General features: G+C 43.6%; 13 protein-coding genes. 6 read left to right on the top strand and 7 right to left on the bottom strand.

Translation table 11 applies throughout. The annotated features are described in order from the left end of the window. Position 1: 1 nt before the first annotated feature. On the bottom strand, positions 2 to 3310 hold the full coding sequence (locus GGD38_RS29045; RefSeq protein WP_375303744.1) for a TonB-dependent receptor: 3309 nt from the start codon (positions 3308 to 3310) through the stop codon (positions 2 to 4). A 271-nt stretch (positions 3311 to 3581) separates the two neighbouring features. Beyond that, positions 3582 to 4844, bottom strand: coding sequence for a FecR family protein (locus GGD38_RS29040; protein ID WP_375302750.1), 1263 nt, complete (start codon positions 4842 to 4844; stop codon positions 3582 to 3584). Between the two features lie 134 nt (positions 4845 to 4978). Between GGD38_RS29040 and GGD38_RS29035 the strand changes: the two genes are divergently transcribed. Continuing rightward, the gene (locus GGD38_RS29035; protein ID WP_375302751.1) at positions 4979 to 5584 is read left to right on the top strand and encodes an RNA polymerase sigma factor; all 606 of its coding nucleotides are present in this window, start codon (positions 4979 to 4981) and stop codon (positions 5582 to 5584) included. A 186-nt stretch (positions 5585 to 5770) separates the two neighbouring features. On the opposite strand, the gene GGD38_RS29030 is transcribed toward GGD38_RS29035, so the two are convergent. From GGD38_RS29030 to GGD38_RS29020, 3 genes are all read right to left on the bottom strand, one after another. Further along, on the bottom strand, positions 5771 to 6919 hold the full coding sequence (locus GGD38_RS29030; RefSeq protein WP_375302752.1) for a cysteine desulfurase family protein: 1149 nt from the start codon (positions 6917 to 6919) through the stop codon (positions 5771 to 5773). Positions 6920 to 7025: 106 nt separating this feature from the next. Continuing rightward, positions 7026 to 8681: a protein-disulfide reductase DsbD family protein gene (locus GGD38_RS29025; protein ID WP_375302753.1), complete on the bottom strand. Its 1656-nt coding sequence runs from the start codon at positions 8679 to 8681 to the stop codon at positions 7026 to 7028. 18 nt (positions 8682 to 8699) lie between these two features. Beyond that, positions 8700 to 9155, bottom strand: coding sequence for a protein-disulfide reductase DsbD domain-containing protein (locus GGD38_RS29020; protein WP_375302754.1), 456 nt, complete (start codon positions 9153 to 9155; stop codon positions 8700 to 8702). Between the two features lie 273 nt (positions 9156 to 9428). Here GGD38_RS29020 and GGD38_RS29015 point away from each other — a divergent pair, with 273 nt between their 5' ends. From GGD38_RS29015 to GGD38_RS28995, 5 genes are all read left to right on the top strand, one after another. Further along, positions 9429 to 9896, top strand: a complete 468-nt coding sequence (locus GGD38_RS29015) for an Lrp/AsnC family transcriptional regulator (RefSeq protein ID WP_375303918.1) — start codon at positions 9429 to 9431, stop codon at positions 9894 to 9896. 697 nt (positions 9897 to 10593) lie between these two features. Next, positions 10594 to 10767, top strand: coding sequence for a hypothetical protein (locus GGD38_RS29010; RefSeq protein WP_375302756.1), 174 nt, complete (start codon positions 10594 to 10596; stop codon positions 10765 to 10767). A gap of 161 nt (positions 10768 to 10928) precedes the next feature. After that, on the top strand, positions 10929 to 14099 hold the full coding sequence (locus GGD38_RS29005) for a SusC/RagA family TonB-linked outer membrane protein (RefSeq protein WP_375302757.1): 3171 nt from the start codon (positions 10929 to 10931) through the stop codon (positions 14097 to 14099). A 34-nt stretch (positions 14100 to 14133) separates the two neighbouring features. Next, positions 14134 to 16014, top strand: coding sequence for a RagB/SusD family nutrient uptake outer membrane protein (locus GGD38_RS29000; protein WP_375302758.1), 1881 nt, complete (start codon positions 14134 to 14136; stop codon positions 16012 to 16014). Between the two features lie 30 nt (positions 16015 to 16044). Continuing rightward, positions 16045 to 16989, top strand: coding sequence for a hypothetical protein (locus GGD38_RS28995; RefSeq protein ID WP_375302759.1), 945 nt, complete (start codon positions 16045 to 16047; stop codon positions 16987 to 16989). Between the two features lie 424 nt (positions 16990 to 17413). Here the strand turns inward: GGD38_RS28995 and GGD38_RS28990 are convergent, their stop codons facing one another. After that, entirely contained in the window at positions 17414 to 18772 is a 1359-nt protein-coding gene (locus tag GGD38_RS28990) for an ATP-binding protein (RefSeq protein ID WP_375302760.1), read from the bottom strand. Positions 18773 to 18802: 30 nt separating this feature from the next. Next, positions 18803 to 19495 (bottom strand): response regulator transcription factor, encoded by a 693-nt coding sequence (locus GGD38_RS28985; protein WP_375302761.1) that lies wholly within the window; start codon positions 19493 to 19495, stop codon positions 18803 to 18805. Positions 19496 to 19705 lie beyond the last annotated feature (210 nt).

Genomic DNA, 19705 nt, shown 5'->3' with positions numbered 1-19705 from the left:
GTTAGAAAGTTACATTCAACCCTGCCTTTACGGTTCCTGATACAGGGTACGTACGGAAGTCATCACCCATTGTTGACACACCATACGAATTGGAAACTTCGGGTGAAAAACCTTTGTATTTGGTTATGTAGAAAGGATTGGTAGCACTGAGATATAACCGCAGTTTACTGGCTGCAATCTTGCTGGCTACGCTTTTATTGAACGTATATCCGAATTCAACATAACGCGCTTTAAAATAAGTAGCGTCTGCAATATTAAAATCGCTTTGCTGCGAGGTTGACGTATTCACGGCATAACGCGGTATGCTGGTGTTGGTATTTGTGGGCGTCCATGAGTTGAGCCATTCAACGTTCATATTCGAAAGACCAGAGCTCAGGAACTGGTTGCGGGTGGCATTGTAAATTTTGGCGCCAGAACTTACCATCAGGTCAATGGCAGCATCGAACCCTTTCCAGGAAGCATTTAATGACAGGCCGCCAATAAATTTCGCATGGGGTGAACCGATATCTGTTTTATCTTTTACATCAATAAAGCCATCGCCATTGAGGTCCTGGAAAATAAGGTCACCGGGTTTCAGCCCGCTCCAGAACTGTTTACCGGCAACGCCTGATTGCTTAACGGCATTTTCATTGAGGGCATCTATTTGGGCCTGACTTTGTGCAATGCCTGCTACTTTATAACCGTAAAAATTACCAATGGGCATGCCTTCTGTTGAAATATGTGTTGAAGGCACCATCCAATCACCGGTGTACACCGTTTGATCGCGGAAATCAATTATCTTATTCCTGTTGGCGCTACCGGTAAGGCGAACGCCATAGTTGAGGTCGCCTACTTTATCGTCCCAGCTTGCTACAAATTCAAAACCGGTATTGCGCACAGTACCAGCATTGGTATAAGCAGGTGTAGTTATACCGGTGCTGCCGCCGGGAATGGGCAATTGCAGCAACAGATTTTTTGTTTCCCGGTTGTAGTAATCAACTTCCAGTTTCAACCGGTTGTTGAATGTGGCAAATTCGGCGCCCAAATCGGTTTGCTCTGCTACTTCCCAGGTAATATCAGGATTGGCAGCTGCGGTAATGGTAGCACTGTTATAAAACACGCTGTTAAATACGCCTGAGTAAACCATATCCTGCGTAAGGGTGCTATAGGTTTGATAGTTCGGGATCTTGTTATTACCTATCTGTCCCCAGCTGCCCCGCAATTTCAGGTTGTTGATCCAGGAGACATTTTTCATAAACTCTTCTTCCGATACGCGCCAGCCGGCTGCTATAGAAGGAAAGGAGCCCCACTTACTGCCCTGGGCAAATTTAGATGAACCGTCGGCACGAAATGAAGCGGTTAAAAAGTACCGGTTCTTAAAAGTATAGTTGGCCCTGAACAAATAAGATAGAATTGATTCACTGGAAGGCAGGTTCGCGCTGTTGGTCCAGCTGAGGCTGGTAGTAGGCAGTGCGTTTATATACCTGTAATCGTCATCTGTTGACAACAGGCCCGAACCGGTTAGGTCGAGTGTATTGTAATCGTAGTTCTGCGCTGTGTAGCCGGCCAGCAGATCAACCTGGTGATCGTGACCAAACGTTTTGTTATAATTAAGGGTATTCTCCCAAAGCCAGGTATATCTTGTTTCGTATGCGTTTTGTATTGAATTGCTGGCCTGTATTTGATTGGGGCTTGAAATATTAAAAGCAGGAATATAGGCATCTATACGATTCAGGGTGAAATCGGTACCGTAACTGCTGCGGAATGTAAGTCCGTCAAGTATTTCAAAATTTATATAGGCATTGCCAACAAATTGCAATGGCTTCGATCTTACATCCTGGTTCAAATAGAAAGATGCATAGGGATTAATGATATCGGGGTCCTGACCGGGTGTAAAAGAACCATCGGCCTTACGAACGGTTAACAATGGTGAAATGCGATAGATGGAGTTCAGGCCACGGCCGCCATTCCATTGGGCTGTGCCGGTATAGCGGCTACCGGCCAACGAAAGGTTATGCCCCATCGTCAGGCGTTTATTTAATTTGTATTCGTTATTGGCGCGTAATGTTATACGGTCGAAGCTCGTATATTTGATCACTCCATCTTCCTTGTGGTAAGAAGCGCTGATATTATACTTTACGTTATCCGAACCGCCCGATACGCCCATTTGATAGTCGCTTACGATACCTTTTTGAACAACTTCTTTTGTCCAGTCGGTGCCTTCCCCAATTGTATCGAGGTTGTACATAGGCGCTTTTCCCGCATTCGTGTTAAAAAGGTTTACCAGTTCGGCATACTGGCGGCCATTGGCCACATCATATTTGCGGGTAAGGAATTGAAAGCCGTGTGAAGTATTAAATGTAACAACCGGTTTACCACTGCGGCCTTTTTTTGTTGTCACCAGAATAACGCCGTTAGCGCCGCGTGAACCGTATATAGCAGTGGCAGAAGCATCTTTTAAAATTTCCATGGAAGCAATATCGCCGGGCGCCAGGTAAGCGATGTTCGATACCATCATACCGTCCACTACATAAAGCGGGCTTGCATCGCCGTTGGTACCCAATCCGCGCACAAATACAGTGGGCGCCGCACCGGGGCCGCCCTGGTTAAGGATGGCCACTCCAGGCGCTTTTGCCTGCAGCGCTTCTGCAGCATTACTACCGCCAATTTTAGTTATATCGGCCGATTTAATGCTGGATACGGCACCGGTAAGATCGCTTTTTTTCCTGGCGCCATAACCAATGATCACCATGTCGTTCATAGCGAGCGGAGACATAGCCAGTTTTATAGTAATGTCTGTTTGATCGCCTACCCGCATCTCCCGGGTTTCATAGCCAACATAAGAAATAATGAGAACGGATTGCGGGCTTTCAACAGTAATATCAAACGACCCATCCTCTTTGGTGCTGGTGCCGTAACTTTTTCCTTTTTCCTGAACATTGGCCCCCATCAATGGCGAGCCCGTTTCTGAAAGGATCTTCCCGCTAATTTTTATAGGCGGCGCCGGGGGAGGTGCTGGCGCTGGCGCAGGTTCCTCTTTTTCTTTAATAACCACAATGTTGTTATTAAAGAAATCATAAGTGAGCGGCTGGTTTTGGAAACATATATCCAGAACCTGCCTGACAGAAGCATTGGTTACATGAAGAGAAACTTTGCCGGCTTTTTGCAGCAACACGCCGCGATAAGCAAAGGTGTAACCGGTTTGCTTTTTTATTTCCTTCAAAACCTGTTTTATTGGAATGTTGTCACCCGATAGTGTAACTTTTTGCGAGTACACACCGGCCGTCACATTTAAACAGGCAACCAGTAGAAAAACAGATAAGAAGTTCATCACAAGCAATAGTTTTCGCCCAACCCCTGTTTTACGCAAAAAGGGGTTGCAGCATGCAGTAAAATGCATAATTTTGATTTGTTTGGTTAAACAATAAGAGACACAATCATTGTTGGCTAACCTGACTGTCCCGATCATTCCGGGACCTTCGACCGCTCCGACGGCTATCGGGGCGGTTGTCTTTTAGTTAAGCCCGGGTGTGAAACACGAAGGAGGAATTTTGTAGCATGTTCTTTCAAATGGCATAAGCATATATTTGGTTTTTACTTAGTTACATTACGATCACTTTTTTCCCCTCTACTTTTAACTTCAGCGCCGTAGTTGTTTCCAGCACTTTCAATACATCGCTCAAATTAGTATTGCGGGGTATTTCTATTATAAGCGGTTCATTACTTATGGCGCCTTTATATTCCACTTCAACATCGTACCAGCGGCTGATCTGGCGCATGACGGTTTTTATATCTACATTTTCAAAATGGAACAAACCATTTTTCCAGGCCATTACCTGATCGAGGTCTGGCGAATGGTCAATGGTGAATGGTGAATGGTGAGTGGTGAATGGTGAATGGGCTTCTGCCAGTACAGCCTGCTCGCCAGGTTTCAGGACCACCGACTGTTCCGACTTCTGACCTCCGACTTCCGACTTCCGACTTTCAGCTCCTAACTTCACAATCACTTTCCCCTCCAACAGTGTTGTCTTAACTGTCTCCTCATCATCATAAGCATTTACATTAAAGTGGGTACCCAATACTTCAACAGCAGCCCCTCCGGGGATGGTAACCTTAAAAGGCTGCTTCGCATTCTTCGCCACTTCAAAATAAACCTCGCCTGTCATTTCCACCTTTCTTTCATTCCCTGTAAATAAAGAAGGAAATTTGATAGAAGATGCTGCATTCAGCCATACTTTACTTCCATCGGGCAATACAAGTTGATATTGTCCGCCGCGTGGTGTAGTCAATGTATTCCAGGAAACGGCTCCCCGCCCCGCCCCCCCTGTTGGGGAGTATGCAATCATACCGTCTTTTGATTTCATTACATTCGTTGTACCCTCCTGCGCCAATTGTCCATTGGCCGCGTTGTCGAGCACAATGGTGGAGTTATCTCCTAATGTAAGAATGGCTTTGTTGCCACCGGGCGCAACGTCCTTAGTAAGAGTAGTTTTTTTATCATTTGTAACCACTTCCTTTGGGGTATTACGTATCACACCAAACCAAATACCTGCACCAACTAACAAAACGATTGCTGCAACGGCTTTCATTCGCTTCCAGAAAATCATATGCCGAACCGGCGCTTCTACCTGCTCCTGTACCTGACTGGTTGTTATTATGCTGTTCAGGACCGTATTAAGCCTTTCCTGTTCCATTGCTACAGGCAGGGGTTCATTCCTTAGTCCTTCAATGAGTACCGCTTTTATATCTTCTTCATATTCACCTCTGTTCACTAATGTAAACAGCTCATTAAATTCAGTCCTGCTGATCTGGTTATTTGTAAGTTGCTCCAGTAAATACTGCAGCTTTAATTGATTTTCGCTCATAACAACAATTTCGATAAACCTATCCTCTATAATTGACGACTGCCAAAGATGATCACACTATTCACGCTTAAAAAAAATTTCAAAAAAGCTTTAAATGGAAGGTTTTGTTAATTTTATACAAATAAAACCAGTGAGTGATAAGCCCAGCCAACATACCATTCCAGGAAAGGGAACTATTGAACCGGATTGCCCAAAGTGATGAAGCCGCATTTACTGAAATATTCCGCCATTTTAGCCCTCGCATCTGGATGTTTGTTGTTAAAAAAGCAAAATCGGAATCAATTGCAGAAGAAATAGTGCAGGAAGTATTTCTGAAGTTATGGGTAAAGAAAGAAATGGCTACCGACATAGAAGATCTTACATCGTACCTTCATACGATGGCTGCCAATAAATTGTATGATCATTTCAAAAAAATGGCCGGTGATAGCAGAAAACTGGAGAACCTGTGGCTTCAGGTTCAACAGGCAACAACAACCAATCCTGTTGAAGAAACGCTCGACTTTCGCGAAAGCATGCATCTCATTAACCAGGCTATTGAACTGTTACCACCACAAAGAAAGAAAATTTATCTACTGAACCGGATGGAGGGATTGAGCTATGAAGAAATTGCTCAAAAGCTTAACATCAGCAAAAGCACGGTGAGCAATCAACTGGTAGAGGCCACCAAATTCATCAGGGAGTATATAAAAGGCACCGGCGGCGCCGCTATTATATTCATGATCCTCACTACTAAATTTTAACTTCCTTATTAAGACGAGAGTAATTTCACCTATTGAGTATGAAGTAAGAGGTAAGAAGTATGAGGCTAACTAATTTTTAAGCCTCGCTTCAACCCTCAAACATCCGACTTCTGACTTCCTGATGCCATTAGCCGGAAACTACGAATTTCAGACTCTTCATACTTCCTACCTCCTACTTCAGCGAAACTATACTGTTTGCAAACTAAAAAGTTCCTGTAACACTTTTATTACTTTATCAACCTCTGCTGTTGTATTATACTTGCTGAATGAAAAACGAATGGTATTGCAATCATCGTTCTTTTGCAAGGCCCTTATAACATGCGAACCACTGTTTTCACCACTGCTACAGGCGCTGCCACCCGATACACAAATACCCGCCATATCCAACTCCAATAACAACGATTCTCCGTTGGATGTTTTGGGAAAGCAAACACTCAATACCGTATACAATGAATTTTCGGGACTGTTAAAACCCACACCGTGAACTGCATCCATTAACTTTTGTTTCATGTATGCTTTCAGCTCGGCAACGTATTTGCTCTCTTCAGCATGTTTTGCCATAGCCAGTTCAAGGGCTTTGGCGAAACCAACAATACCATATACGTTTTCGGTACCTGCGCGCATATTGCGTTCCTGACCACCACCATAGAGCAGTGGTTTTATTTGCAGATCGCTGTGCACATACAACATACCAACACCTTTGGGACCATGAAACTTATGACCTGCGCCTGAAATAAAATGCACGCCGGATTCCAGCAGGTTCAACGGGTAATGTCCAACGGTTTGCACACAATCTGAATGAAAGATGGCGTTGTATTGTTTGCAGAGTGCACCAACACGTGCAACATCTAACAACGTACCTATTTCATTGTTTGCATGCATTAGTGAAACCAACACCTTCTTTCCTTCGGCCGTAAGGGTTTGCAATTGTTCTTCGAGGTTGGCATAATCAACCTCGCCGCTTTTTGTTAAAGCCACCAGCGAAAAAGGAATTTTATTGATATGGCTATAATATTCAACAGTGTGCAACACCGCATGATGCTCAATGGGTGAAGTAATGATATGCGTACAGCCCAGGTCGCGTACGGCCGATGCAATAGCTGTGTTATTGCTTTCGGTACCACCGCTGGTAAAGTAGATGCTCGAAGGCGTTACACCCAGTAACTGGGCCACTTTTTTACGGGCTGTTTCAACACCCAGCTTGGCCATTCTGCCTACAGAGTAAGTAGAAGAAGGATTGCCAAACGTACCTTTCATATAAGGTAACATGGCCTCTAACACTTCTTCATCGAGCGGGGTTGTAGCGGCATTGTCGAAATATATTGCTTGCATCATGATTGATTTCTGATTTTTAGATTTTGAGATTTCGGGATTTGTTTTGAGTTCAGCCTCGCGATAAATCGCGAAATCCCTAAATCACGAAATCCCCAAATTTGTATTTCTAGTTATTGCTGTTATAAGAATCCAGGCCTTTCTTCAGGAACTCCTTATATCGTTCTACATCATAATCGGCGCCTTGCGGCTGGGTCAGCAATTGTTTAGTGTTGGGGTTGAGCAATACGTAAAACGGTTGCGAATTGGCTTTAAAAGCGCTTGTTTGCAAATTGCTCCACTTGTTGCCAATGGTTTTTATACGGCGTCCTTCCTCATTGGTGAATTGCTCGGTTTCGGGTAAACTGGTTTTATCATCAACATACAACTGAATTAACACATAGTCTTCGTTGATCAATTTGTTCACGCCTGCATCGGGCCATACATTGGCTTCCATTTTACGGCAGTTCACACAGGCATGGCCGGTAAAATCTATCATCACCGGCTTGCCTGCATGTTGAGCGTAGGCTATACCTTCATCATAATCAAAAAACGGTTGAAATCCTTTTGGCGCTTCAAACAGATCAGTGTACTTACGTGTACCGGTGTTCACCGGTTGTTTTTCATGGCTACTGCCCGATGACAGATCAAAATCCTGGCTCGACATAGGCGGCAGAAAAGCGCTCACACTTTTCAACGGCGCACCCCAAAGGCCAGGCACCAGGTACACGGTAAAAGAAAGACAAACAACCGCTAAAAATAAACGAGGTATAGTTATAGGTGAAACGGTACTATCATGACTAAAGCGAAGTTTTCCCAACAGGTATAAACCAAACAAACCAAAGATCACGATCCACAGCGACAGGAACACTTCCCTGTCGAACCACTTCCAGTGATAAGCGAGGTCAACATTGCTGAGGAACTTTAGTGCAAACGCCAGTTCAAGAAAACCCAATGATACTTTTACACTGTTCAACCAGCCACCCGATTTGGGCAATGAATTCATCCACGAAGGGAACATGGCAAATAAAGTAAATGGCAGCGCCAGCGCCAGTGAAAAACCAAACATCCCAATTGCGGGGCCCAGTAAAGCACCGGTTGTAGCTGTTTGTACCAGCAGGGTGCCAATAATTGGCCCGGTACAACTAAACGACACAAGCGCCAAAGTTGCCGCCATAAAAAAAATACCGCCAAGACCGCTTCCGCCCGACTTGCTGCTTATTTTATTTACCCAGCTCGAAGGCAGGGCAATTTCAAAAGCACCAAAGAAAGAAGCGGCAAATACCACCAGTAACAGGAAAAAGAAGAAATTGAAAATACCGTTCGTGGAAAGATCATTGAGCGCATCGGCGCCAAACAACAGGGTTATTAGTAACCCCAGTAACACATATATAACAATGATGCTCAGCCCGTATATAAAAGCCTTGCCTACCCCGCTTTTACCTGGCGAGCCCTTTGTAAAAAAGCTAACCGTCATTGGTAACATAGGAAAAATACAGGGCATTAACACTGCAGCAAAACCACCTAACAGCCCTGCAATAAAAACAGACCACAATGATTGCGGTGTTGCGGCATCGGCACTTTTTATAACAGCCGGTTTTACAGCTACCGTATCCTTTTTGGTTGCAGTTACCGGTTGAACCTGTTCTGTTGACGCACTATCGGTCATAGGCGTAAACATTACATCATCGGTAGAAACGGTGTCCTGGGCAAAACCAGCAGATACACCAGTGCATAAAAGCAATATAGTTAACAGGGCGCTCAGCCAGGTAATACGTATACACATAAGCGGTTGAATAGTGGATTACTTAATGGGAATGCTGAACTCCTGCGTATCGGGTGGAAGACATTTTTCATCGTTGCAGGTCATATATTCCACGTTACCTTTTACCGTAGTTTGTTGTTTGTTCAGTTTTACTTTTTGTTGAAAGATCACCTGTTTTTCAAAGAAGGCCACTTTCATATCAAAGGCAGGCTCGTTGCGCACAATTGGCGTTGGTTCCTGGGTTTTTCCATTCAATGTATATTCCTTAGAGGGCGCAAAGGTAAATGTTGTTTTAACCGGACCACCTTCAGCAACGGTTTGAGAATACAAATGCCAGCCGCCATCGATGTTAGCTTTAATAAACACCACTGCTTCAGTAGCACTGATCTTTTTGGCTCCATAGCTCCACTTAACCGGTTTCAGTATTTGGGTGCTTCCTTTAAGCGATGACAATAGAAAAACTGCAGCGAAAAATACTTTCGTTGTAAAACGCATAAGCAATAATTTAGAATGAAATGAAAAAGGTAAATTCCAAATCTCAAGATCCAGGCTCCAAACAAATTCCAAATCTCAAATTCCAGGTTCCAAACAAATCTCAAGATCCAGGGGTCCAACCGGGCCGCACTTGCAACTAAAATTGAAGAAGTTTCTTTTTATTTCCAATAGGATTACCGTTCCTCCATAAATTTTCTGGCAACATCCCCATTTTTCTTAATTTTATTCGGATTACAGATTGTTTAAATACCTAACAACGATACTTTTTTCAATATGCAAATGGCCGATTTAGATACAGTTGACCTCCAAATTTTACGTTTGTTACAAAAAGACGCGTCGCTTACAAACAAGGAGATCGCCTTTGAGCTCGATAAATCAGTAGCTACCGTTCATGAACGAATAAGAAAGTTAAAGGAGCAGGGCTATATAAAGAAGATAGTGGCGCTGTTGGACCGTAAAAAAATAAACAGGGGATTGATTGCCTTTTCACAGGTTTTGCTAAATGACCATACAGCACAAACCCTGGCAACTTTCGAAAAAGAGGTTTCGCGTTTTCCCGAAGTGATGGAATGTTTTCAAATGACGGGAACATTCGATTTTATATTGCGTATTGCTACCAGCGACATGGATGCTTATCACGATTTCTATCGCAACAAACTGGCAACGTTACCCAACATAACAACCGTTCAAAGTTTCTTTGTGTTATCAGAAACGAAGAGTATTACAGCGTATCCTATATAGCTGTGATAAAAGATGATCTACCATCAAACTTATTGAATAAAAGGACAGTCTTTTATCAGTGAAGATTGATAATAAATAAAGCACTGTCCGGGAAAGAAATTTCCGGAAAGGCAAGGCAATAGTCAGTTACTACAATCAATCACACCATGTGTAATAATGTGATCATTCATTGTGGCAATCAATATAGCGATATGGTTACTGATACAATTAATATTGCATCAACGATCATGTGACATCAGTTATAACAATTGCGCACCATCGCAGTCTTGGCAACGCAATTGTCATACATCTGAGCAACTAAATTATAAAGTATCATTGCACTATTCAATGTCATTAATAACTGAAATAATGGTATATCTTACTGTTATTTAAATAAGTGTCCATTCTCCTTTTAATTATTTACAACTACATAAAATTTTTCAGGAACAGATAAGCTTCAGATAATCACTATCTTCTCTAAGCGTAATACAGATAATACCAATTTTTAAACCTGTTTTACCAGAATTTGTACTTTAGTTTTATATCTTCATCATACTTTTGTGATCTCTTCTTGCGTTTATATCTTGGTTTACCGCAGTCTGACCATTTTCTACCGCAGTTGATCCCGAATCAATCAAACGATTTACAGAAAGGATAAAATAACAGCACTTTAAAAGAAACGGTATTTATCCATTTCAACCAAAACGATTACACCCATATGAGAAGAACGATCTTCTACACACAGACTTTATTATTTGGTCAGGAAGCGAACACTTCACCTTTATCATTTTTCATCAGCATTGATATTACGGGCAACCATGTTGCATTCACCGGCGCCTCATTTGGTCACCGACCAACCGGGCATCGGATGGCATTGTCGTTAGGCAATTAATTTCTGACCAGGTTTTTATTTACAGCAAACAATTCACAGTTGGCATACAGGCATATGCATGTACGTGTTGGGCAATTACCAACAAACGGGCAGGCAATGCCAGGTTTAAATACGCAGACATTTCTAAGGCAGCTACATACATAATAATTAAACTAAACCAAATGAACAGAAATCACCGACCTAAACTACTGTTGTGGATGGTAAGCATGTTCTTCACGATGCTTGCATTTGCACAGAACAAAACCGTGAGTGGGCGCGTAGCCGACAAGGATGGCAGACCCCTTGGGGATGTGAGTGTAAAAGTAAAAGGAACTTCCGTAGGCACTACCACCAGCGCCGAGGGTACATTTACAATACCCGTTGAGGGTGCTGAATCAGTGCTCGTTTTCTCCTTTGTGGGTTACCTGCATTATGAAACAAAAGTGGGTACTTCATCTGTATTTAATATACAACTTACCGCAAGTGGCAAAGACATGGATGACGTAATTGTAATTGGTTACGGCACCCAAAAGAAGTCGAAGCTCACCGGTGCGGTGGCTACTATCAAAGCCGCGGAAATAGAAGATATTCCGGCTCAAAACATTGCCGGCGCCTTACGCGGCCGTATAGCGGGTTTGGGCGTAAGCGCTGCATCGGGCCGGCCCGGCGCATCCATTACCCTGAACGTGCGGGATGCCTTTGCTTCAGATGCCGCATCAAGGGTTGGTGGCTCTGATGAGCCTTTGTATGTAATTGATAATATGATAGTGAACAAGCAGACTTTCGATAACCTCGACCCAACCATGGTAGAGGACATTACCGTATTGAAAGATGCCCAGGCTGCTATTTATGGCGCCTCCGGTGCTAAGGGCGTAATACTCATCACCACCAAAAAAGGTAAGGCCGGAGCGCCCAAACTCAGTTACAGTGGCTTTGCCGGCGTTGCCGATGCCACCAAAAAGCCCGAAATGCTTAGTGCATACGAACATGCGCGGTTGCTGAATGAAACATATAAAACAAGCAATAAGACCTATGATAAGTTTTTCTCTCCGGAGGACCTCGAGTATATCCGCACCATGCCCAACTATAACTGGTTCGATGAAATGTGGCAGCCGGCGCTTACCCAACGCCATAGCCTGAGCGTTTCAGGCGGCGGTGATAATGTCACCTACTTTTTAAGCGGCGGCTACCAAAACCAGAATGCCAACTATGCAGGTTTAAAGAACGACCGGTTCACCATGCGTTCGGGCATAACCGCTAAACTGACCAACAGCCTAAGCGCCGAAATATTGACCAACGTTGACAATAATGTGCGCTTTAGCCATAACCCCTGGGATGAAAAAGATCAGGCCTTCCTCGAGAACCTGATACAGGTACCCCGCTGGACGCCCATTATGATCGGCGACAAACCTGTAAACTATGCTAATTCCGGCAATAAATTTAGCGGCAATCCTTTTGCGATGCGCGATTCAGGTTATTATGATGAAAGTAAAACAAGGAGCTATGGTATTAACGCCAGCCTTTCATGGGCGCCCAAAACCGGCATTCTGAAAGGATTGACAGCGAAGTTTCAGGCCTCACAACAAGGCGCCAATACAAGAAACGAAACCTATACCCCTCCTTTTACGGTATATAATTTTGCACGCAAGGGAAATAACCTGCTCTTATACAGCGATAGCCTGCCCATTGACCCGGCCACCGGCCGGCCTTCATCAGCCAGCGAAACAGCAATATATGGCGGTGATAAGAGCCGTTTAGCCATGGGCCAAAACGAGAACAGCAATTACCGCGTAGTTTTCACTGTTCAATATCAGAAAAAGATCGGCGATCATGATTTTAGTATTATGGCCGGCGGCGAACAAAGTGAAAGCCGGAGCAAAGGCCTGAGCTATTATTATCAAAAACAACAGGTGCCCGATAATCCTTTCTTCTGGGCATTTGACCAGACGCCGATTACTGAAAGACCTTCAGCTACCCAATCGGGTAAGCGATCTTATTTTGGCCGCTTCTCCTACAACTATAAAGGCAAATACACCCTCGATGGAATAACCCGTGCAGATGCTTCTTCCAACTTTGCGGCCAATCATATCTGGGGCGTATTCCCATCGTTTGGCGCCGGCTGGGTAATAAGTTCAGAAAAATTCTTTGATAAGGTACCTTATATTACTTATTTGAAGGTGCGTACAAATATTGGTCTTACCGGTGAAGACCGGATTAACGACAGGTTCTGGCAGGAGCGTTATATAGTGAATGTAGGCTCCTATTTGTATAACAATACCTATGTAACCGGTCTCAGGCCCGATGTGGTTCCCAACCCCGATATTAGCTGGGAAAAGAAACGCACCGTAAACGTGGGTGTCGATCTGTCGCTGTTCAACAATAAGCTGAGCCTCACCTTCGATGCCTTCCAGAACTACGGTTATGATATCTTCGATCAGGGAGCCAACGAAATGTACCCGATGTATGCCGGTTTTGCCGCTCCTGTAGTGAATAACATCATACGTTATAACTGGGGTACAGAATACAGCATCTCTTACCACGCCAACCTGGCAAAAGACCTGCAATTGAAAGCCGGAATGAACTTCTCATTCGGTAATTCAGTAATATCTCAAATGTTTTACAACAAATTCGAAATTTGGGACCAGGGAACGCTTGAGGACTTACCCTATACGTTGGGCACCGATCCCCGCACGTATAACAGCAGCAACATTGGCCTGAAAGCTGCCGGTATCTTCCGCAGCCAGGAAGAAGTAGACGCTTTCCTCAGTAAAAACCCGGGCTATACCATCAATAAAATGGTACCCGAACCCGGCATGTTGTATTACCATGACCTGGATGGCGATGGTCAAATTACCGCAGATGATAAAACAACCATGTTCAAACGTATTGACCCAGTGCTTTCTACCGGTATTCAGCTTGGTCTTTCTTACAAAAACTGGGAGTGGCGCGCAAACATAGCTGCCAGAATTGGGGGAAAAGTATTCTATGATTCCAAAGCCAGAAAAAGTATTCCAACCGACATAAAGAACGTGCCGGCTTGGTGGACAGATGGCTGGACACCCGAGAACCCGAACTCCCGTCTTCCAAGAATTGACGACCCGTTCATTGGTACAGAATCTGACTTCTGGGCGGTAAACGGCACCATGATACGGGTAAATGATATGACGATCAGTTATGCAGCACCCAAAAATGTGGTTCGTTATATAGGCCTTAACAGCGTACGGTTTGTGCTTACCGGAAATAATCTGTTCGTGTTGAAGAATCCTTTAAAATATAAAGATCCTTATTCATCATCCATTTATGATTACCCTACGTTAAGGACCATATCAGCGGGCCTGAACCTTGGTTTCTAAAAACGATTGTTACGTAACCGGAAAAAAAATGTTTATGAAAAAGTTATCATTTAAAAATATATCCCTGTTAATAGCAGCAGCGGCACTAACATCATTGGGCAGCTGTAAAAAGGTTGAGGACCTGGTGACTTACAGGGACCCGATGCAAATGGACCCACAAATCTGGCAGCAGGAAGCAGCTGTGCAATACTTTCTGAACGATACCTATCAGTTCATTATGCCCCTGTTTCCATATGAGTATACAATCAACAGCTTTGCCATGCACCTGGCGAGTGATGAAAATGTTTATTCAGCTACCGAAACCGTATCCAAGAAGTTTTTAAAACTCACTGTCGACGATCTTCAGGCCAACGATTGCAAGTATATGGGCTTCAAATTCGTTGGGAACAACTATGGCGAAAACCGGTATTTCGACGTAGCCAGATGTAACATAGCCATTAAAAACCTGCCCGGCAGTACCGGTATTCCCGAAGCAACCAAGAAAAAATTGCTGGGCCAGTTTTATGCCTTACGCGGCATGAATTACTTTGGCCTTACCAAAATATATGGCGGCATGCCATTGGTGCTGGAACCGCAGGATCCCCAAAACCTGAACCTTGGCGGCCGCGAGAAAGCCCATACCATGTTCGACCAGATTCTTAAAGACTATGATTCTGCCATCGTAAACCTGGAAGGTGTAACGTATGACCCTGCTATCGAAAGAGGTAAGATCGACAAATTACAGGTACTGTGCCTTAAGGCCCAGGCCTTGAAATGGTGGGCAAGCCCGCTGTTCAACCCAAACGGGGATGCCGGCAGATGGGATAAAGCATTTGCCGCAATTGAAACAGCCTACAAAGCCTGCGACGGTCCTTATAAGCTGATGTCAAATTATGGCAGGATCTTTATAACCGAGGGGAAAGACCAAACCGAGGCCATTATAGTAAGGTCTTATTCACCGAGTCAACCTAAAAAGTTTCAAAAGGTGGAACAAAACAGCCGGCCATCATCAGAAGGCGGCAGCCCCCAGGAGTGGTACAACCCCAGTAAGCAAATGATAGATGCCTACACCATGAAAGACGGGTATCCTGCTACAACTACAGGAAGCAGCGCAACTTACCCTTATGACGATGTACTGTTCTGGGCAAACAGAGACCCACGGTTCGACGCCACCATCGTATGGAACGGCGCCAAATGGGGACTGAGTGCTAATGAAAAAAGAAAACAATGGACCTATGCCAAGGCCACGTATGGCGGTGTAGCTGAATCGACCAAGCCCTTTTATGTTAGAAAGTTCTCTGACACTACCATGCCCAAAACAAATGTTGCGACAGCTAACGACTTAGGCGGCAATGGATTCGACTGGATTGAATATCGTTTCGCTGAGTTAATACTCGACTATGCAGAAGCCGCCAATGAAACCGGCAAACTGTCGCTCGCCAAAGACCTGGTAAGAAAGATCAGAGTAAGGGCCGGCATAGTAGAAGGTGATAAAGATTATGGCCTTGGCTTCGCAGATGATCAGGACAAAATGCGTGATCTTATTATAAATGAGCGCATGGTAGAGTTTGCATTTGAAGGCAAAAGAAATGACGACCTGCGCAGAACAAGACGTTTGCATTTACTACGGGGAGGTATTGCCGCAATGAAACCAATAGACCCTGTTGTTGCGAAGCTTACTGATGATCTGGAAAAACCGCTTGACTCCGATCCCAAAACGTTGCGCAGAGATACGATCAACATGTACAACAAGGCTTCCTTCCTTAAACATTTCAAACAAGGATACACATGGCAGGTACCTACAGGCAATGTCGACTTTAACATACCGCAAACCTATTATTGGTTTGGGCTTAGCAGCCAGTTCCTGAACTCATCGCCCCTGTTAGATCAAACCGTTGGCTGGGATGGCGGAACCTTTGACCCCCTGAGTGAATAATTATTGCCGGCAACTTTAAATTAACTACGTATGAAAATCAGAAACACAACCATAGCTTCATTATCGGTCTTGCTGCTGGGGATCTTTGCATCGTGCAAAAAGACAGCGCCAACCGCTATGAACATGTATAACGTAAAACTTAACCTCCAAAGCCAGGCTCCTTTTGCATTGGATGAAAACTCGGAAGTTGAAATTACCAGTAAAGATTCAGTGACCATTGACTATACACTTGAATCGCCCGATGAAGATATGTACACGGTAGTGCTGAACAAAACCGGCGGTAATACCCTTACAAAAACCGCCATCACCGATAATGGTAAAAGAAGGGTATATTCCGGATCACTCAAGTTCCTCGCCAAAGACCTTGGCGCCGGCATTACCTCTTATCGTATTTGGCCTCTAAATAAGGAAGGGGTATACTTAGGCGATGGTTATAAAAGAATTACCATCCATGTACTTTCGGATTTAAGGTACTACTCAAACATTAAAGTATATATGGCCGACACAACCAAAAATGAACCCTGCTATCTTTCCGCAGGTTTTGACGGCCCCAATTTATACAGTTATAACAGCGGGGCTGCCAATTCGGCGAAGATCGATTTTGGATTCCGTTGTACGATCACAGAAAACCCCACGACAGTGCATCCATTTATGTACTCACTATCTGCCAATCCCCTTCCTTTCACTCCATACGATATCAGTTCCTGGCCAACGAAAAGAGTCACGCTGTTTTCAGCACCGGTATCGGGTAGTACCGATACCTGGAAAACCAGGTTCAATACCGGCCCTAAAATTGAAGCGGAAGCAAAAGCAGTTGCCATAAACCAAACCAGCAGCCCGGAACTTAAAGCTGGTAACTTTGTTTTCTTTAAAACACCGGAAGGTAAATATGGGGTGATGCTTGTGATAAACAAATACGATGATTATTTAAATAGACACTATTTATGGGTGTCGTACAAAATGCCCGACTATTAATCAACAACAGATATAACAATTGAGAGCAAAAGGATCGCTGAAAGGCGGTCCTTTTTGCTTTTGGTACCCCGCATTCGCCAAGGCTTCGGCGGGCAAGTAAAAAAACAACGCCATGAGCAAAAAGGCCCATGGCGTTTTAGTTAACCCTTTAAAAAAATACGACTTAAATAAGCGTAGCGTTGCGGGCAAAATAATATAAGTAACCTTAAAAGAGGCTTAATGGCTCGTGAATGGTCAATGGTGAATGGTGAGTGGCATTGCGAATCGTGAAACGTGAAACGGCAAACGCCCAATTACAAGGCTCGCGTTTTGTCGGTGACCGGTAATAAATTTGGGCGGCGCAAGTTCGTAAGGGAACCTGGGAAATTTGCGAGCCCTTTCACGTTTCACGTTTACCGTTTCACGTGCCGTTTCCATTTCACTATCATGCTCCAAAACAAAAACAAAACACATTAAACTCCTCTTCTCTATAAAAAGTAACAGTAGCCTTATGCAATTCTGCAATCTGTTTTACCAATGGCAGGCCCAGCCCATTGCCCCGGGTAGCAGTGGCATTTGAGGCCCGGTAAAAAGGCGTGAACAACATATGTTCTTCCATTAGTGATAAAGGAGTACCAACATTTTTAAAGATGAGCTTCTTCTCCCCCTCTAATAACTGAATAACAACAATGGCTTTTTTATCGGAAGAATATTGCAAGGCATTTTTTAAAAGATTATTGAACGCCATCGTAAGCAACGGCACATTGGCATTCACCATCAGCGATTCCTCGGTAGCAGCGTCCCCATCAAAATTAACTTCAATCATAGAGTTGGGAAACAAAGCCTGAATAATTTCTACCGACCTGAACAACAACTCATCTAACCGCACCTGCGGATACTCTCTTTCGGTAATTATTTTATAATCGCTTAACAACAATAACGAATTGGTTATATCGGTAAGGTTCTGTTGCTTCTGATATAATTGCTCCAGCGCCTGGCGGTATTGTTTGGCGTTAAGGTCCTGGGCAAGCACATTCTCCGTTATACCAATCATTGCCGTAAGCGGCGTTCTAAGTTCATGCGAGGCATAATGAACAAAGTCTTTTTGAATGCTGAACGATTGTTGTAACCGCTCCAGCATTTGATTAAAATTGGCAGCAAGGCTATTCACCTCCTCTCCCTGCGCTTCCTGTTTTAACCTGATATCGAGATTGGCGGAGTTGATATTATGCAGATTGCTTTTTAAAGACTCAAGTGGCGAGATCACCCTTTTTACAAAAAAGTAAGTGGCCGTCCAGCCAACAACTAAACCAGCAATGTAAACAATGATCATTACCCATTTCAGGAAGGTCATTTTTCTACGGCCGTACTTATCAAACGCTTCGGCTAAAATGGTGTATTCCTTATTATTCTGATTTATATAAATGGCCACCAGCTCATCGGTACCTTTTGTAGTGAACACCTCCTTCTCCAACTTTGCCCTTGCCAGCAGCGAATGGTCGTAATTAATTTTTATATCGTCGATACTGGTATAAATAACCTGCCTGCCTTCAAATATGATCACCTTTTCATTATAAAGACTATTAAGGGTATTTCTATCAATTACCTTTAACAGGTCAAGGTCAATTTGATCAACCTCTATCAAAAACTTAAAGGTAGTAAGCGACCGGTCCTTTATTCTTTTGTAAAATTCTTCCTTTCTGAAATCGGCAAATGAAAAATAAACGATCATAAGCGCGATGGCAAGAAAAACCGTGAAAAGTATAGAGAACCCAATGGCAAATCGTACCCGTAAGCTTTTCATAATGTGTTATGATATATCGGTATTGTGTAGTTACTGCTCCTGGGCAAGAAAATAACCAAACCCCGGTTTAGTATGTATCAGCTTGCTGGGAAAAGGTTTATCAATTTTATTCCTTAACAAATTAATATACACTTCAATGGTATTATCGCTAACGCTGTATTTACCTTTCCATATCTTCTTAAGGATCTCTTCTTTCGAAACGGGCAATCCATTGCCTTCTGCCAATAGTGCAAGCAGGTTGAATTCGGTTTGGCTTAACTTGATCACCTCTTTACCCCGGAACACCGATTTCCCCTTTATATCAATATTCAGATCGCCCACCTGGTAAAACCTTTTTCCGCTCGGCGCCAACTCATACCGTTTTAATATGGTACGCAACCTGGCAATCAATTCCTCCATAAAAAAGGGCTTTATAATGTAATCATCGGCGCCGGTCTCAAATCCCTGCAGGCGGTAATTTACATCGCTATAAGCTGTTACCATCAGTACGGGCAATTCGGCATTATTCTTTTTAATAATGGAGGTTGCCTGCCATCCATTAATACCGGGCAGCCTGATATCCATTACCACCGCATCGGCCACAGTTAAGATCTCTGATTCAATAGCATCCTCAGCTTTGCTATACGCAAATACATCAAAATCGTTCCTGATCAGGTTCTCTACCATGTTTTGCTGAACCGAAGCCTCATCTTCAATAACTACAATACACTTCTTTTTTTCCATCACATATGTACACTTAAATGCTGCAATAAATTAACTCCCAAATTAAGAAAGAAATGACCACCATCACCTTTGTAAAGGCATAAAAACCAAATTATATTTACTTAATGCCTTTAAGTCATTTTTAAGGTACTTATTTTTATTTTCAATCTACACGAACCCATTCCCAGTGTAATTCCGATATCTACTTCCACACGCACCTTAACCAGTCAA

The sequence above is a fragment of the Niastella sp. OAS944 genome (genome assembly GCA_024809215.1).
GTDB lineage: Bacteria > Bacteroidota > Bacteroidia > Chitinophagales > Chitinophagaceae > Niastella.
This window is presented reverse-complemented; position numbering and strand designations above follow the sequence as displayed.

Coding starts and splice junctions, on each gene's coding strand:
- GGD38_RS29045 (WP_375303744.1), bottom strand. CDS start 3,310: ATGAACTTCTTATCTGTTTTTCTACTGGTTGCCTGTTTAAATGTGACG.
- GGD38_RS29040 (WP_375302750.1), bottom strand. CDS start 4,844: ATGAGCGAAAATCAATTAAAGCTGCAGTATTTACTGGAGCAACTTACA.
- GGD38_RS29030 (WP_375302752.1), bottom strand. CDS start 6,919: ATGATGCAAGCAATATATTTCGACAATGCCGCTACAACCCCGCTCGAT.
- GGD38_RS29025 (WP_375302753.1), bottom strand. CDS start 8,681: ATGTGTATACGTATTACCTGGCTGAGCGCCCTGTTAACTATATTGCTT.
- GGD38_RS29020 (WP_375302754.1), bottom strand. CDS start 9,155: ATGCGTTTTACAACGAAAGTATTTTTCGCTGCAGTTTTTCTATTGTCA.
- GGD38_RS29015 (WP_375303918.1), top strand. CDS start 9,429: ATGCAAATGGCCGATTTAGATACAGTTGACCTCCAAATTTTACGTTTG.
- GGD38_RS29010 (WP_375302756.1), top strand. CDS start 10,594: ATGAGAAGAACGATCTTCTACACACAGACTTTATTATTTGGTCAGGAA.
- GGD38_RS29005 (WP_375302757.1), top strand. CDS start 10,929: ATGAACAGAAATCACCGACCTAAACTACTGTTGTGGATGGTAAGCATG.
- GGD38_RS29000 (WP_375302758.1), top strand. CDS start 14,134: ATGAAAAAGTTATCATTTAAAAATATATCCCTGTTAATAGCAGCAGCG.
- GGD38_RS28995 (WP_375302759.1), top strand. CDS start 16,045: ATGAAAATCAGAAACACAACCATAGCTTCATTATCGGTCTTGCTGCTG.
- GGD38_RS28990 (WP_375302760.1), bottom strand. CDS start 18,772: ATGAAAAGCTTACGGGTACGATTTGCCATTGGGTTCTCTATACTTTTC.
- GGD38_RS28985 (WP_375302761.1), bottom strand. CDS start 19,495: ATGGAAAAAAAGAAGTGTATTGTAGTTATTGAAGATGAGGCTTCGGTT.